This is a genomic window from Haematospirillum sp. H4485 (genome assembly GCF_012102745.1).
In the GTDB taxonomy this organism is placed as follows: Bacteria; Pseudomonadota; Alphaproteobacteria; order Rhodospirillales; family Rhodospirillaceae; genus Haematospirillum.
Genome location: NZ_JAAVSY010000011.1, coordinates 57014 through 72098, shown reverse-complemented (window position 1 = coordinate 72098; position 15085 = coordinate 57014). Strand labels below are relative to the sequence as shown.

Here is a 15085-nt window from a genome sequence, read left to right as displayed (position 1 = left end):
AGACGTCAGAACATCCGGATCAGGCGCTGCAGATAATCCTGCTCCTGACGATCCAGATTGCCCTCGGCAGCACGCCGTCGCAGCTCCTGCAGAAGGTCACGCGCCCGGGTGCGTTCCGGTTTGGTCGGGACCTTCTCACCATGAAGGGTCATGCCTTCACCGGGACGTCCTGCCGGATCCAGCCCCCCTGCCCCCGCAGGAGCCGGCAAGAGGCCAATTGTCTGCCCCAGGTTCTGCATCATGGTTTGTGAAACATCACGACGGGCCTGACGCAGGGCATCCAATGCCTCCCCCTGAGCCTGCTGTCCCAGATCAGGACGGGATTCACCCAGCGCACGGGATGCCGTATCCATATGATCCCCGGCAACACCGAACCATTCCGGAACCGAACCGGTTTTCCGACCGACCTGCCCGCCCAGTGCCCGCAACTGACCACGCAAGCTTTCCTGCCGCCCCGCCAACTCTGCAGCAGGGAAAGTCCAGAACCCGGAATGGCGTGCTACAGACGGCAGGGCTGTCCCCTCTGCCATTGTGGAAAAGGTATCTTCCAGAAGTTGCTCCTGGCCCCGGACAAGACGGTCAAACCCGGTCATGATATCCCTCATGTCCCGCAGCTCGCCGGATGCCGACGAAAAGCGCGCATTCCGTAATCCGGAGAGCACAGCATCAACATGCTCGGCCAGGGCACGTGCCGCATCCTGTGCCCCCAGGCGGGTCAGCTCTTCCAGTTCAGCCAGCATTTTCTCCAGGGCAAGGTCACCGGCCTGAATATTTGGGCCAAGGGAGTCCGCCAGTGCATCAAGCTCATCCAGAGACAATCCACCACCACGACCGACGATATCCTGTAACAAGGATACCAAGGCACGACGGACCGCGTTTATAGCATCCGCCACCGCCTTGGGATCCCCTGTCGCATTAAGAAGATCCAGCCTGGCTTGTTCCAGCTGGGTTCGTGCATTGTCGATGGTGCCATCCTCTATCCGCAAAGCCAGGTTCCAGAGAAGATCAGCCACAGACCCAGGTGGATGCACAGCAAAAGAAGGTGACAAACGCAACGCAGCAATCCGCAACCCAAGAAAGACTACAGGATCATGACCAAAATCATCCGGCCTGAGGGACAAGTCATCAAGGCGTCTCCAGACCTCTGCTTTCTGTGCAGGTGACCCCGTGAAAAGAACCTTGCGGGCCGACGCCAGAAGGGCCGCGACCGGATGCGTGAACTGCCGCTCTGGCAAATGCGTTGCATACCAGTCTGAAGCTGCTGTGTGGCTGGCCCCGTCAGAAACCAACACCCTGACCTCAACATCCTGACCGGCCCAGGGGTGCCCAGCAAGATCCAACAGAACGGTGGTATCAACATGGGGCGAAGGCAAACCGGGAACAGGAAGCGGATAGGAACGGGAAACAAAGTCCACATCCCTTTCCTGCTCCCCCGGACGACGCAACTCAAGGCGGGCCTCTGTCACGCCGTAGTCATCAGACGCAGCAACATGCAATGAAAGACGGGGGTCCGGACCATCCGGTGTCGTGGCCGCGATAAGGGGTCCTCCTGCAACAGACGGCGGCGCATCCGGAATAATGGCCAGCTGCTGCCTGGCGCTATACCACAGCCCGCGCCGTATCCGGAGTTCAACACCAGATCCGGCATCATCCGTTACAAGAGCAGTCATGCGCGCTGTATCATGACCACTGTCCTCAAAAGGAACAGGGGTATCACCAAGATATCCGGTCGGCAGACCGGGGCCATGAACCAGGACCAGAAGGGAACTTCCATCCGGAACATCAAGCCTGCCCCCATCCATAACCCGGCGAACAGAGGGCAACCGGGTATACTCCGGGGGGGTTATCCAGATCTCGGCACTCATGGATCCGGTCAAGGATGGTGTCAGAGCCGCAGACAGACGGTCTGCGAACTGGTGGCCAGAGACAAACAGACCAACCGCCAGGGCCAGGACAGGAACCGCCCGGACAGCAAGCGGATCACGGTCAGCGATATGGGGGGCAGGCCAGGATACCTGCAAGAACCCGGCTTCAAACAGCATCTGCCGGTGATGCCTCTGCCAAAGTTCATGTGTTGCGGGATCAAGCACAACAAACGGGCGATCACACAGGGCGGTCAGAGGCCGGGCTTTATGCCCACGCTCCAGGCGATGCAAGGCATCCCATATGTCTGGACAGCAAAAACTGGACAGCCCGTACCACAAGGCAAACACAAGAATGACCAGAAACAGGATGAACGACACCAGATGCCAACCGGTTCCGGAGGCCGGTATCCCCCCCAGAAGGGACAGGGCGATAAATCCGAGAACGACAGACCAGGGTATCCACAAGGCCTGCCACAGACGTTCCCAAAGCAGGAAGAGCCAGGACAGGAACAGCCGCCATTGCAGGATGCGGGGCAGAATCAGCAGGGGCATCATCATGCCCCCAGTTTACGGGGCCATCCATCAAGGACGAAGACAGCGTAGGCACGCTGTCACAAACAAGGCCATCACAAGGGGCCTGGATCCTGAAAAATAGCGGAATATCAGGGACTGAGCCGATATCCCCCTTCTTCGGTCAGTAACAGGGTTGTCTCGCCGCTGACAGGTTCAATCTTTTGACGCAGCCGGTAGATATGAGTCTCAAGCGTATGAGTACTGACAGCGGCATTATATCCCCACACCTCATGCAGCAGGGTTTCCCGGTCCACCGCCCGCCCCTGCCGGTATAGATATTTGAGGATTGCAGCTTCTTTTTCTGTCAGGCGAATCTTCCGCCCTGAAGCTTCTTCCAACATCTTTGACGCAGGCACAAAACGATAAGGGCCAACAGCAAACACAGCATCATCAGACTGACGGTGCTGACGCATATGCGCCCTGAGACGGGCCAGCAACACAGCCATACGGAACGGCTTGGTCACGTAGTCGTTGGCTCCGGCTTCCAGGCCCGTTACCGTGTCGTATTCACTATCAAGACTTGTCAGCATAATAATGGGGCAGCGCACACCTTCTGCCCTCAACTGGCGACAGACATCACGCCCGTCCATATCCGGAAGGCCCAGGTCCAGCAAAATAAGATCCAGCGGAACGGGGGAGGATGTCGCGGCACAGATCGCCTCACCCCCTGAAGCCGCTTCGGTTACAGTGGCAATATCGTCCTGGTCCTGAAGCTGCATCGCAAGAGTGCGCCGCAGAACCACATCATCATCAACAAGGAGTATAAAACGGCCATCGGCCATGGGCGGACACTCCTCTGCCTCAAGACAACACGCTACAAATACGGGGGTAACCGGGGAAAAATTCCCGCCAGTGCAAAAACACTGTCTTTTCACAACGCCAATACTGTCCTATCTACCATCGGGAAGCGCGGACGCCAAGCCCGTGACACTTTCTTCTACGAACCGGGTCATCCATGACCGGACCCGATAGTCAGGATTCCGACATTCCAGCATGACCAGACCCGTCCCACCCGCCAGCTCCCCACCACCATCTGCCCTTGTAGCGGTGGATCGTGTTGTTGCCGAATTCCGGCGTGGTGGCACTGTTGTCCTGACAGACCTTACGGGGAAGGGTCTGCTGATCCAGTCAGCCGAAACCCTTACAGAAGAAAGCCTGGAACGCTTTGGTCATCTGACAAACACAGCGCCAGCTCTTCTGATGACAGGCCGGCGGGCAGAAGCTCTTGGATACGAGGCAACAGACGCGCCGGTCATAGCGTTCCGGCCCCCCGTCCCTCTTACGGTCGATCAGGTGACCATGCTTGGTGATCCCGTACACGGAACAGACCGTACCGGGCCGGCAATGGCATGTACTGCGGACTCCATGCGTCCAGGTGCCCCGGAAGGTCTGGAACACGCTGCCGTCCTTCTGGCCAAGATTGCACGCCTGCTGCCTGTCGTGGTGGCCACATCTCTGCCCGGGCATACTGACATACGACACTGGGCTGCCGAGCGCGACCTTCTGACCGTTGATAGTGCCCACATCCTGTCCTACCTGCCGACAGCAGCCCGTAGTCTGCGCCCGGTCGGGGATGCCCGGGTTCCGCTGCAGGGTGCCGAGAACACCCGTATCGTAGCCTTCCGCCCGGCTGATGGTGGAATCGAGCATCTGGCCATCATCATAGGAAACCCGGATCCGGAGCAACCAGTACTGGTCCGTCTGCACTCGGAATGTTTCACCGGAGATCTGCTGGGGTCGCTGCGTTGTGACTGTGGCGACCAACTGCGCGGGGCTATCGATGTTATCGCCCGCGAGGGGAGCGGGGTTCTTCTGTACCTGGCACAGGAAGGCCGGGGTATTGGCCTGGTCAACAAGCTGCGTGCCTATCATTTGCAGGACCGTGGGTTTGACACCATGGATGCCAACGGGCAGCTGGGATTCCATGATGATGAGCGCCTGTTCCTGCCTGCCGCCGAAATGCTTCTGCAACTGGGCTTCAGCCGTGTTCGCCTGTTGACAAACAATCCCGACAAGGTTGCCGCACTGGCCCGTCATGGCATCCGTATTGATGAACGTGTGGCCCATGTCTTTGCCAGCAACGTGCACAACCTGTCCTATCTGCGAACCAAAGCCGAAAAAGGTGGGCACATCCTCTAGAACCGGGCGGCACATTTTGCCGACTGACACGAACAGTCCACGACGCGACGCCGCGCGGCAAGGCGATCTGAGCAAAATGGCATAATCGTTGCATTGCCCAAGGGCAGAATACTGTCAGGACAAGGCAAACAGGACCATGCCCGTCAGTCCGTATGAAGGATGGAACAACGCCCCCTATCTGCCGGGTATCAGCATGGAACCCGGGGGGGGAACTGTCGCCACAAGCGCCTCAGCCGAGACGGACGAGAATCCTCTGTCTTTCTGGGATTTCCTGGACGTCGTGAATCCGCTGCAGCACATACCAATTGTTGGAAGTCTTTACCGGGAATTGACCGGAGATACAATTCGGGGTGAAGCAAAACTGGCCGGTGGGGCCTTGTTCTTCGGCCCGATCGGGCTTGGTCTTGCCGCCCTTGATGTCGGGGTAGAAGAAATTACAGGTGCCCCGATCGATGAACACGTCGTGGCCATGTTCAATGGCGAAGATGCGGGGCAAAACGCCATCAGGAACAAGAAGAAAGCAGAGACCCGGGTTGCATCTGTCACGGAAGAGACTGTACCCCCGGCCGAGGCAGGAAATGAAGCGGTCTCTTCATCCACCCCAATCCCGGAGCCTGCAGCAACACAGACCGTCACCGAACCATCAATGGCCGCAGCCGATGCAACCGCAATCATCACCCCCCTGCGCATGTTTCCTGCCCATCCAGCCACAGCCGTCATGCCAAAAGCATCCAGACCGATTACACCATCACGGATTCCGGCATCGACCATCCGACCGATGGGTGAGGTTTCCTCCATGACGGCCCTGGAGCAATTGGTACGCGAATCATCACACCTTGCACCAACACCAGAACGGCAAACCATACCCCAACACAACACGGACCAGAAAGAGACGTCAGCCACAAAGCACGAAGACAATAATGGAGACAAGGGAGACAACAAGGCCCAGCAGCGCAAAGCCCTTGAAGCCCAGGGCCTTGTATCCTTGCCCACAACGCCTCCTGTACCGGTCAGCCTGCTACAATCGGGAATCCCCGCGCATGGAACGGGCACTGAAATACCCGCCCTGCACAAGGCCAGCGAGGCCTACCGGAAGGCAAACCAACTCCCCCGATAAAAACAAAACGGTATCAGTCGCGCTTTACCATCGGACCAACCGGCCCACCGCCAAGGACATGGAAATGCAGATGCGGTACCTCCTGATGCCCATTCGCACCAACATTCGAAACCACACGATAACCGCTGTCACGAACCTTGGTCAGGGCTGCCACTTTCTCGATGGCACGAAACAGGGCGGCGATTTCCACATCCTTGCCATCGGCAGCCATTTCGTTGACGGATCGATAGGCACCCTTGGGGATGACCAGTACATGAACCGGGCGGGCTGGATTGACATCGTGGAAGGCCAGAACATGATCATCTTCATAGACCCGGTTGCAGGGAACCTCGCCACGCAGGATACGGGCAAAAATATTACCGGAATCGTAACTCATCGTTGTCTCCTTGCGTCACCGGAACAAACATGAAAAGCATGGCACCAAGTGCGCTTATAACGGGCGTGCCTTCTTCCCGTCGATGCCATCTTCACCGAAACGATCCTGCATGGCCTGCCATACATCGGACGGAACAATACCGCAGTCTGACCACAGGACCAAAAGGTGATACAGCAGATCCGCACTCTCACCGACAACGTCCTCACGGCTTTCCACCAGTGATGCGATAGCAATTTCCACTGCTTCTTCACCGACTTTTTGGGCTATTTTCTTGCGACCCTTCGCATAAAGCCTTGCTGTGTGGGAACATTCCGGATCAGCATCCTTCCGGCTGTTGATCAGGGCAAACAAGTTCTCCAGAATATCCGGGCTGCCTTCAGCCATTGCACGCATGTCCTTGTATACATATCCCGAACCCTGCACACCGCCCGGGCAGCAGGGCTCTATCACGAAGCCGCAATGTTATACGTACCGTACCGGAAAAGCGAGAACCGGCAGATCGTATCCACCGCTCTGGCACTATAGCCCTGCAAAAGATCCTTGAGATTGTTTGTGAAAGACGATACTTCTATCATCAATTATAGATACGGGGCATAACGTGCGATACAAACTGCTGGCAATGATCGCAGTGGCCGGTCTTGCTGGCTGCGTGGACGGGATCAAGGTTGACAAGGTTCCCTACGCCAACGCTCCCCCTTTTCCTGAAGATGCGGTCCTGGCTCCCATTCGTTTCCACAAGGGAACAATCCGTGTGCGCCGGGGCAGCCTGATCGGGGGATACCGCATGGGGTTGGAATGCGTGGACGGTGGACGACAGATCCACTGGACTGGTGATGCAACAAGCCGCAAAATAAAAAGCCTTGAATTCAACGATATGTTCCATGAACAGTTCAGCATGGCCGGCTATACCGTAACCGGCGATCCTGCAAACCTGTTCGGGGATCGGATCGGCAACATGCCCCAGGCTGCCTATCTGGTATCCGCACAGATCGAGGACATTCGCTTCAACCTGTGTGACACCCTCAATCTATGGACAGGCAGCAGGCTGGACGCACAAAGCGGATCCGGAACTGTTCGCGTGTACTGGCAAGTCCTTTCCGTTGTGGAACGAAAAATCGTGCACGAGGACAGGACATCCGGGTTCTTTTCATTAAGGGCACCCGTTGTTGACGCGGCTGCCGTTCTGGTGGCAGAGGCGTTTGCACAGGCTGCCGGCAACTTTGCCGCCAGTGAAGGGATGCGTCGTCTGGTGATGGCTCCGCGACCAACCCGCAGCAGCACACTGGCTGCAAAAACCGGGGACGAGATATGGCTGCCATCGGTTTCTCTCTTTGATACACCGCTGGATCAGCATGTCGAGGGCGTACGCCGGTCTGTTGTCACGGTCGACAACGGGACTGACCATGGATCAGGCTTTTTTATCGCCCCGGATCTGATCCTGACCAATTACCACGTTGTGGAAGGAATGGACGTTGTACGTATTACACTGAACACCGGACGAACATTCTCCGGTGATATCGTCCGTTATGACGAAGCACGGGACGTCGCCCTGATACAGGTCGAAAAAGCGGGGCATCTGCCCCTGCCAATCCGGCAAAGCCAAGCCCGTATAGCAGAGGCTGTTTATGCCATTGGCACCCCCCGCAGCCGGTCCATGGCCGGAACCATCAGCCGCGGAATCATCAACCGGTTTGGGAATAATACCCATGGTCTCCAGCGCATTCAGGCCGATGCGAATATTCATGGTGGTCATGCCGGCGGCCCATTGCTTGATGCCTCTGGCAATGTCATCGGCATCAGTGAAAAACCGGGAAAACTGTCAAGCGGACTGAATTTCTTCATTCCCATCCGGGATGCCCTGCAACACCTGAACCTGAAAATTCGTCACCCCAATGATACGCGTCAAGATGGGTGGGACGACGGAGACCTGCAGGTACCAGATTTCTGACAGGAGAGACCCTTGATTCCCAGAATCCAGCGCGCAAGAAGATAATTAACCCCGATGACCAGAACAGCAGCATAAAAAACATCGGAGAAAAAGTGCCCACCCTGCAGGATCCGCACCAGGCCTACAACCGATCCGGCCAAAAAGGTCGTCAGGAAAACCCGCCCTCTCCACCGCAGGGGAACCACAAAGGTCAGTGCCGTCATCCAGAATCCAAGTGCGCCATGACCAGAGACAAAGGAACAGTTTGAAATACACTGGTCTGTCACTAGGAACGGCGGGGTAAACACACTGTCACCACCAAATTCCATAATCTGGCGAGGACGGGCACGACCCCAGTTCTCCTTGAACAGAACATTGGCCAGAAGCCCCGGACCGGTTGCCAGACTGATCACCAGATAGGCGCAGACCCGCCCGGTCAACCAAGACAAAGGGCGGTGACACAGACGCAAAATACCCCATAAGCACACAAGAAAAACAACCCCACCAATCAGAAGGCGGGGAAAATCCTTGCGAACAAACTCGGGTACGGGATCGTGGGCCAGGAACCACCCGTCGGACGGTGTCCAGAACAGCCCGCTGATGCCCAGATCAATGCCCGGAAAAGTCCAGAAAACAGCTGCGGACAACAGAAGCCAGGACAGGTGCATCCCAGCGCGCCAAACGTATGACGCCCGCACCTTCATGGCCCATATCCCAGAAAATGGTCCACATACCAAGCCGACAGCTCCAGCGTCCCTCCAGCCACCCCGGCAGAGCGGAACACAGCCACAGGCTCAACAGATTGGAACCGCTGGTACAGCACGCTCGGATCATGGCGGGTCACATACAGGAAGCGACCACCCGGCACATCAGGAAGCGGCATGGTCAGTTCATAGTGATTGTGCACAACATCACCGGGGTGCCACATGAAGCTGTCCCAGGCCAAGGGACGGGCGTAATACAAAAGTGTTGCCATAGTCTTGCGGTCATCAAACAACAACGGACGCTCGGGGTTCTGTGCCTTCAGTTCACGAACCCAGCGACCGGCATCGTCCCACCCACGCACGCGCTTCTGGAGATCCAGGGCCGGGGGAACCCTCACACCAAAGGCTGCTGCCAGACTGTCTGCGTTATAGACCAGGGACGCGACCAGAACATGGAGCACAATCGATGCCCGCAGGACCCACGCGCGGGATCCTGTCCCCAGGCACCAGGACACAACAAGAGGAACCGCAGCAACAAAAGCCGGGGCAGCCCAATTTGCATTGGCCCGCGATATCAGGGCCTGCACAGACATGATCACAAGAACCGGCACAACGAAAGCCGCCAGGAAGCGAAAACGCCAATCCACGTGCAAGCGTGACCGTGCGGGAACACAAAGGGCAAGCACCAGAACCGCCAGCAGGAGCGGACCAAAAACCCCTGCCTGGGAAGCCAGGAATGCAACCATGTTCAAAGGATTGAAGACATCGACACCAAGGTTCACATTATCCCCGGTATGCCGATAGCTGGCCATCCCGTGCGCCAGATTCCACCAGATGTTCGGCGCATAAAAAGCCGCCCCGAGAACCAGAGCACCCCACAATCCGGGAGACCTCAGGAACCGACGCCAAGGCGCATGCCACAGCAGGGCCAGGACAACCGAGACAATGAAAAAGACCATCGCGTACTTGGACAAAAGGCCAAAGCCAAGACCAAGACCGACAGCCAGCCACCACCAGGCAGACCCGCCCGTTACAATGCAAGCCAACCCCAGAAGAGACAGCGCCCAGAACATCAACAGGAATGCATCGGTTGATACCAGCATCGATGACAGGGAAACCGCCGGCAGAGTGATATAGATCACCGCACTCCAGACACCAACTACACGACGTCCGGCATTGTCATCCGCATGGTCGCGGTCAAACAGGACAAACCCGACTCCATACACCAGAAGCGCGGTCACGGCATGGGCCAATGTCGCCCCGATCCGGACCCATGGCTCGGAATCGCCGCCAAGGCTGGTCGTCAGGGCAATAACCCAGGCAATAAACGGCGGTTTGGAGAAATAACCAAATGCCGGATCAGTTGACCAGCTCCAATACTGGGCTTCGTCAAACGACAGGTTAACCGGCGTCCCGAACAACTGGAACAAACGCCACACGGTAACAGCCAGAACAACCGTCAACGCAACCCGGAATGCAGGGGAAGACCAGCCGTTCCGACAACAGGACTCACGTGTCATGACAGGTTCAACCATCTTCCTGATGCAACAGGGTTGCTGTCCCAAGCAAAAGCGTCACCAGCGTTGGTGTCCAGGCTGAAAGCCACAGGGGCACCGCTGATGACAACCCCAGCGCAAGGGACAACCTGGTGAAAAAGTAAAGGACAAAGCCAACCCCGACAGCACCAAGAATACGGGACAAACCCCGACCGGAGCGTAAATCAGGGTCCAGCGAGAATACAGCCGCCACAATGACCATGGCGCACAGCAAAACCGGCGATGCCAATAGGCCATGCAGGTGCATCCAGTGACGCTGGGCCGAGAACCCCGATGTTTCAAAGAAGCGTATAAAACCCGGCAAATCCCAGAACGACAGGGTTTCCGGGCTGGCAAAGTTTTCCTGGACACGGGCAAGGGTCATCCCCGTCGGCAGGCGCACCTCATCCATGCGGACACCGGGATGATTGGGCTCCATGATCCAGGCATCCCGGAGGATGAAGGCACGGTCCTTCATCGCGCCCTGACCTGCATCGATGCGACGGTACAGGACCCCATTGGAGTCAAGCATGATGAACATCAGATCGCGCATATGCAAAACATCGCCATCCTGACGGACGTGCCCGGCATGCACAACCGTCTGCCCTCCGTCCGTGACAGGTTCACGCAGCCACATGCCTGATTCTGAAAGATTGAATGCACCAGCCCGGGCAGGCATCCAGACCTCGTCAAGGCGCTTCTCATAACTTCGGTAAAGAGCGGACGAAAGCGGATTGACCGCTGTTACATCCAGGACTCCGACAACAGCAGCACATAGAACCATCGGGGCCAGAAACTGCCAGACCGAAACACCCGATGCGCGAATAATGATCAGCTCATGGCTGCGGCTGAGCCGCCACATGGCAATCATACCTCCCACCAGAACGGCAAAAGGCAGAACCTGATGGGCCATGGTCGGCAGTTTCATGAGGGACAGGCTGAACAAAACGGTCGCCCCCGCATCGCGCCCGGCAGCACGCCGCAAAAGCTCCACAAAATCAAGCATCAGGACCAGCGCAAGAATAACAGTCAGCGTCCCCAGCAACGCCATTGCAAAATGGCGCCCGATATACAGGGACAATGTGGTATGGAGACGCAGCACTGACTTCCTTTCCCGTGACAAGAATGCGGGGTTGGCAATAAGTTTGTCTAAAACCAACCGGACCGGGTCCACCGTGGCCCTTGGCCGTTATACCCTCTCACAGCCCCCGGGGACATGACGAATGGTACAGCTTACGTGCATCTATACCCGTAGCGGCGACAAGGGCAAGACCTCACTTGGAAACGGGACACGGGTTCCCAAGACCGACGCACGGGTCGATGTATGCGGAACCATCGACGAGGCCAACTCTGCGCTCGGGATTGCCCGCCTGTATTCCTCAGGGAATCAGGCCGCATTTTTTGACAGCATACTGGGCCGGATTCAGAACGACCTGTTCGATCTTGGGGCTGACCTGTGCATGCCTGAAAGTGATCCGCCAATACAAGCCCTGCGCATAACCGATGAACACGTAGAGCGACTGGAGCGAGAAATCGACCAGATCAATGCAGGGCTTGTCCCCCTGCAATCTTTTGTCCTGCCCGGTGGATCACCAATGGCCGCGCACCTTCACATGGCCCGAACCATTGTGCGAAGGGCAGAGCGACTTATCGTTGGCCTGTCCCTGCGCGAGACCATCAACCCATGCACCCTGTCCTATACAAACCGCCTGTCCGATCATCTCTTCGTCCTGGCCCGCCACGCGAATGTGGAGAAAAATGGCGATGTCCTGTGGATCCCCGGGGCCAATCGCCAAAATGAAACAGATCACAAGGACCGTTGAGCGGGGAGCACGGAACAAACCCTTGGCGCGTGGACAGAACAGGCGATAGAGTGTCTGGCCCTGCAAGGAAATACCGGACATCGTGTGCCCGGCATGTTCCAGGCAGAGGGGGCAGAAAACAGACCGAAGGCGGAGCAGGGAAGAGCAGATGAAAGTCCTTGTGGCAGTAAAGCGGGTCGTGGACTACAACGTGAAGGTTCGCGTCAAGACAGATGAAACCGGCGTTGAGTTGGCCAACGTTAAAATGTCGATGAACCCCTTCGACGAAATTGCGGTGGAAGAAGCAATCCGGATGAAGGAGGCTGGCACCGTGACCGAGATTGTTGCCGTCTCTCTCGGGGTTGCCGCCTGCCAGGAAACGCTGCGCACCGCCATGGCCATGGGGGCAGATCGCGCCATCTTGGTTCAGACAGACGTCGATCTTCAGCCCTTGGCCGTTGCCAGGGCATTGAAGGCTATCGTTGATCGTGAAAAACCGGATCTTGTGCTGGTCGGGAAACAGGCCATCGATGACGACAGTAACCAGACCGGACAAATGCTGGCCGCCATGACCGGGTGGCCGCAAGCAACCTTTGCATCAAAAGTAGAGCTTACCGGCAAAAAGGCCAAGATCACGCGGGAAATTGATGGCGGACTGCAGACCATTGAAACAGCCCTGCCTGCCGTGATCAGCGTTGACCTGCGACTCAACGAGCCGCGCTACGCCTCTCTTCCCAACATCATGAAGGCCAAGAAGAAGCCGCTTGAAACCCTGACGCCCGAAGATCTTGGCATTGATGTTTCTCCCCGGCTGAAAGTGCTGAAAGTAACCGAGCCTCCCAAGCGCCAGGCTGGCATAAAGGTTGCGGATGTGGCCGAGCTTGTCGGCAAGTTGAAGACCGAAGCAAAGGTGATCTGACATGGCGGTCCTAGTTATTGCCGAACACAACAACACTACCCTGAAGGACGCAACCCTGCACACCGTCTCTGCCGCCACGAAGGCTGGCGGTGATATCCATGTTCTGGTTGCAGGCGCGGGATGTGCCGCAGTCGCACAGGCAGCATCCCGTATTGCAGGCGTCACAAAGGTTCTGATAGCCGATGCCCCCTGCTACGCCCATGCGATGGCTGAACCGCTTGCGACGCTGATCCATTCCTTGGCCGGGGGATACACCCACATTTTGGCACCCGCCACCACATCGGGGAAAAACATCATGCCACGGGTCGCCGGCCTGAGTGACGTGGCAATGCTGTCTGATATATCTGCCGTCATCAGCCCGGATACCTTTGAACGACCCATCTATGCCGGCAATGCCATGGCAACCGTGCAAAGCAGCGATGCGCTGAAGATCATAACCGTCCGCACCACATCTTTCGACGCAGCGTCCCCGGAAGGCGGAAGCGCCAGCATCGAAGCCTTAGCGCCGGGTGACGATCCCAATCTGTCCACATTCTTGGGGGAAGAGCTGTCCATCTCGGCTCGGCCGGAATTGACATCGGCCCGCGTGATTGTTTCGGGCGGACGCGGCATGAAATCAGGCGAGAACTTCAAACTCATTGAAGCTGTAGCCGATCGACTGGGCGCCGCAATCGGGGCATCACGTGCTGCGGTCGATGCCGGATTTGTCCCCAACGATCTTCAAATCGGTCAGACCGGGAAAATTGTGGCACCAGAGCTTTACATAGCCGTTGGCATTTCCGGGGCCATCCAGCACTTGGCCGGCATGAAAGATTCCAAGGTTATTGTCGCCATCAACAAGGACGAGGATGCACCCATTTTCCAGGTTGCTGATTACGGCTTGGTGGCAGACTTGTTCCAGGCGCTGCCCGAGCTTGAGAAAGAGCTGTCCCGCTGAACACAGCGCCCGTCAACAACAAGCCACAGGAGGGGGGAGCAGACAGCTCCCCTTTTCTTGTGTCATCACGACCACACGCAGCCCCGGCACCATAGGCAAACACGCATAAGCGGCATTGGTCATTGCTCCACATGCCTGGTTTGATATGATGCAGGCGCCGGCAGCGGGTACGGCACTACAGACCGGAAGGGGAGCCTGGTCATGATCAAGACCGTTGGTGTTGTCGGGGCAGGGCAAATGGGAAACGGCATTGCCCACGTTTGCGCCGTGGCAGGCTATACCGTCAAGCTGGTTGACCTGAGCCAAGAGCAACTGGACAAGGCGGTGGACCTGATTGAACGCAATCTTGGACGCCAGCAGAAAAAAGGGAATCTGACCGAGGACGAGGTCAAGGCCGCCATGGCACGCATCAGCACGTCCACCACCACCGCATTCCCGGACGCTGATCTGGTCATCGAAGCTGCAACGGAAGACGAGTCCATCAAGCGAAAGATTTTTGCCGCCGTCTGCGCCACCCTCAAGCCCGATGCCATCTTGTGTACCAACACATCGTCGATTTCGGTCACACGACTTGGTGCCACAACCGACCGCCCCGGCCGTTTCATGGGCATGCACTTCATGAATCCGGTCCCGGTTATGCAGCTGGTGGAGCTGATTCGTGGCATTGCCACAGATGAAGAAACCTTTCGCAAGGTGCACGAATTTACCGGAAGAATCGGCAAGACCGCCGTTTCTGCCGAAGATTTTCCGGCATTTATCGTCAACCGTATCCTACTGCCCATGATCAATGAAGCAGTCTATACACTGTATGAAGGAGTGGGGTCGGTCACGTCCATTGACAACGCCCTGCGCCTTGGAGCCAACCACCCGATGGGGCCGCTGGAACTGGCAGACTTTATCGGCCTGGATACCTGCCTGGCTATCATGCATGTCCTGCACGAGGGACTTGCCGACACCAAATACCGCCCCTGCCCACTGCTGGTGAAGTATGTAGAAGCGGGATGGCTTGGCCGCAAGACCGGCCGCGGGTTCTATGACTATTCAGGGGAGAAACCAGTCCCGACCCGCTAAGAGGCACAAGGGCCTTACATCCTTTATCTGGTTCAGTCTGGACGAAAAGTGTACGCGGTACACAAACACTCTATAGGGGTATTTTAAATATTTTTCTGGAATTCATAACGCATACTGGTA

Annotated in this window: 14 protein-coding genes; 7 read left to right on the top strand and 7 right to left on the bottom strand. The window is 57.1% G+C overall.

What is annotated here, in order from left to right; translation table 11 throughout:
• Positions 1-5: 5 nt before the first annotated feature.
• The gene (locus HEQ61_RS08925; RefSeq protein WP_168020836.1) at positions 6-2423 is read right to left on the bottom strand and encodes a DUF4175 domain-containing protein; all 2418 of its coding nucleotides are present in this window, start codon (positions 2421-2423) and stop codon (positions 6-8) included.
• Positions 2424-2527: 104 nt separating this feature from the next.
• A complete protein-coding gene (locus tag HEQ61_RS08920) occupies positions 2528-3220 on the bottom strand; it encodes a response regulator transcription factor (RefSeq protein ID WP_168020835.1) in 693 nt (230 codons plus the stop codon).
• Between the two features lie 211 nt (positions 3221-3431).
• Here HEQ61_RS08920 and ribA point away from each other — a divergent pair, with 211 nt between their 5' ends.
• Positions 3432-4577 carry a GTP cyclohydrolase II gene (gene ribA / locus HEQ61_RS08915; protein WP_168020834.1) on the top strand — a complete coding sequence of 382 codons (1146 nt, stop codon included), beginning with the start codon at positions 3432-3434 and terminating at the stop codon, positions 4575-4577.
• 136 nt (positions 4578-4713) lie between these two features.
• On the top strand, positions 4714-5694 hold the full coding sequence (locus tag HEQ61_RS08910) for a hypothetical protein (RefSeq protein WP_168020833.1): 981 nt from the start codon (positions 4714-4716) through the stop codon (positions 5692-5694).
• Positions 5695-5707: 13 nt separating this feature from the next.
• Here HEQ61_RS08910 and HEQ61_RS08905 read toward each other — a convergent pair whose 3' ends face one another.
• Both HEQ61_RS08905 and HEQ61_RS08900 read right to left on the bottom strand, forming a co-directional pair.
• Positions 5708-6070 (bottom strand): histidine triad nucleotide-binding protein, encoded by a 363-nt coding sequence (locus tag HEQ61_RS08905; protein ID WP_168020832.1) that lies wholly within the window; start codon positions 6068-6070, stop codon positions 5708-5710.
• A gap of 54 nt (positions 6071-6124) precedes the next feature.
• Positions 6125-6454, bottom strand: coding sequence for a phosphoribosyl-ATP diphosphatase (locus tag HEQ61_RS08900; protein ID WP_168020831.1), 330 nt, complete (start codon positions 6452-6454; stop codon positions 6125-6127).
• A 214-nt stretch (positions 6455-6668) separates the two neighbouring features.
• Between HEQ61_RS08900 and HEQ61_RS11530 the strand changes: the two genes are divergently transcribed.
• Positions 6669-8018 carry a S1C family serine protease gene (locus HEQ61_RS11530; RefSeq protein ID WP_168020830.1) on the top strand — a complete coding sequence of 450 codons (1350 nt, stop codon included), beginning with the start codon at positions 6669-6671 and terminating at the stop codon, positions 8016-8018.
• Here the strand turns inward: HEQ61_RS11530 and HEQ61_RS08890 are convergent.
• Genes HEQ61_RS08890 through lptG form a run of 3 tightly spaced genes read right to left on the bottom strand, consistent with a single transcriptional unit; the run spans position 7973 to position 11338 of the window.
• Positions 7973-8701 (bottom strand): phosphatase PAP2 family protein, encoded by a 729-nt coding sequence (locus HEQ61_RS08890; RefSeq protein WP_168020829.1) that lies wholly within the window; start codon positions 8699-8701, stop codon positions 7973-7975. The two genes, HEQ61_RS11530 and HEQ61_RS08890, sit on opposite strands and share 46 nt — an antisense overlap.
• Positions 8698-10221 carry an ArnT family glycosyltransferase gene (locus tag HEQ61_RS08885; protein ID WP_168020828.1) on the bottom strand — a complete coding sequence of 508 codons (1524 nt, stop codon included), beginning with the start codon at positions 10219-10221 and terminating at the stop codon, positions 8698-8700. The genes HEQ61_RS08890 and HEQ61_RS08885 overlap by 4 nt, the downstream gene beginning before the upstream one ends.
• Before the next feature lie 7 nt (positions 10222-10228).
• Complete coding sequence (lptG, locus tag HEQ61_RS08880) at positions 10229-11338, bottom strand: LPS export ABC transporter permease LptG (RefSeq protein WP_322099232.1); 1110 nt, start codon at positions 11336-11338, stop codon at positions 10229-10231.
• Between the two features lie 121 nt (positions 11339-11459).
• On the opposite strand from lptG, the gene HEQ61_RS08875 reads away from it, so the two are divergent.
• The 4 genes from HEQ61_RS08875 to HEQ61_RS08860 all read left to right on the top strand — a co-directional run bounded on the left by HEQ61_RS08875 (position 11460) and on the right by HEQ61_RS08860 (position 14965).
• A complete protein-coding gene (locus HEQ61_RS08875) occupies positions 11460-12059 on the top strand; it encodes a cob(I)yrinic acid a,c-diamide adenosyltransferase (RefSeq protein ID WP_168020827.1) in 600 nt (199 codons plus the stop codon).
• 148 nt (positions 12060-12207) lie between these two features.
• Positions 12208-12957, top strand: a complete 750-nt coding sequence (locus HEQ61_RS08870) for an electron transfer flavoprotein subunit beta/FixA family protein (RefSeq protein ID WP_168020826.1) — start codon at positions 12208-12210, stop codon at positions 12955-12957.
• A gap of 1 nt (position 12958) precedes the next feature.
• On the top strand, positions 12959-13894 hold the full coding sequence (locus tag HEQ61_RS08865; protein WP_168020825.1) for an electron transfer flavoprotein subunit alpha/FixB family protein: 936 nt from the start codon (positions 12959-12961) through the stop codon (positions 13892-13894).
• Between the two features lie 201 nt (positions 13895-14095).
• A complete protein-coding gene (locus HEQ61_RS08860) occupies positions 14096-14965 on the top strand; it encodes a 3-hydroxybutyryl-CoA dehydrogenase (protein WP_168020824.1) in 870 nt (289 codons plus the stop codon).
• Positions 14966-15085: the final 120 nt, after the last annotated feature.

Excerpts from the sequence above, each read along its gene's own strand:
- HEQ61_RS08925 (WP_168020836.1), bottom strand. The coding sequence starts at position 2,423 with ATGATGATGCCCCTGCTGATTCTGCCCCGCATCCTGCAATGGCGGCTG.
- HEQ61_RS08920 (WP_168020835.1), bottom strand. The coding sequence starts at position 3,220 with ATGGCCGATGGCCGTTTTATACTCCTTGTTGATGATGATGTGGTTCTG.
- HEQ61_RS08875 (WP_168020827.1), top strand. The coding sequence starts at position 11,460 with ATGGTACAGCTTACGTGCATCTATACCCGTAGCGGCGACAAGGGCAAG.
- HEQ61_RS08890 (WP_168020829.1), bottom strand. The coding sequence starts at position 8,701 with ATGAAGGTGCGGGCGTCATACGTTTGGCGCGCTGGGATGCACCTGTCC.
- HEQ61_RS08910 (WP_168020833.1), top strand. The coding sequence starts at position 4,714 with ATGCCCGTCAGTCCGTATGAAGGATGGAACAACGCCCCCTATCTGCCG.
- ribA (WP_168020834.1), top strand. The coding sequence starts at position 3,432 with ATGACCAGACCCGTCCCACCCGCCAGCTCCCCACCACCATCTGCCCTT.
- HEQ61_RS08870 (WP_168020826.1), top strand. The coding sequence starts at position 12,208 with ATGAAAGTCCTTGTGGCAGTAAAGCGGGTCGTGGACTACAACGTGAAG.
- HEQ61_RS08860 (WP_168020824.1), top strand. The coding sequence starts at position 14,096 with ATGATCAAGACCGTTGGTGTTGTCGGGGCAGGGCAAATGGGAAACGGC.
- HEQ61_RS08865 (WP_168020825.1), top strand. The coding sequence starts at position 12,959 with ATGGCGGTCCTAGTTATTGCCGAACACAACAACACTACCCTGAAGGAC.
- HEQ61_RS08885 (WP_168020828.1), bottom strand. The coding sequence starts at position 10,221 with ATGACACGTGAGTCCTGTTGTCGGAACGGCTGGTCTTCCCCTGCATTC.
- HEQ61_RS08905 (WP_168020832.1), bottom strand. The coding sequence starts at position 6,070 with ATGAGTTACGATTCCGGTAATATTTTTGCCCGTATCCTGCGTGGCGAG.
- HEQ61_RS08900 (WP_168020831.1), bottom strand. The coding sequence starts at position 6,454 with ATGGCTGAAGGCAGCCCGGATATTCTGGAGAACTTGTTTGCCCTGATC.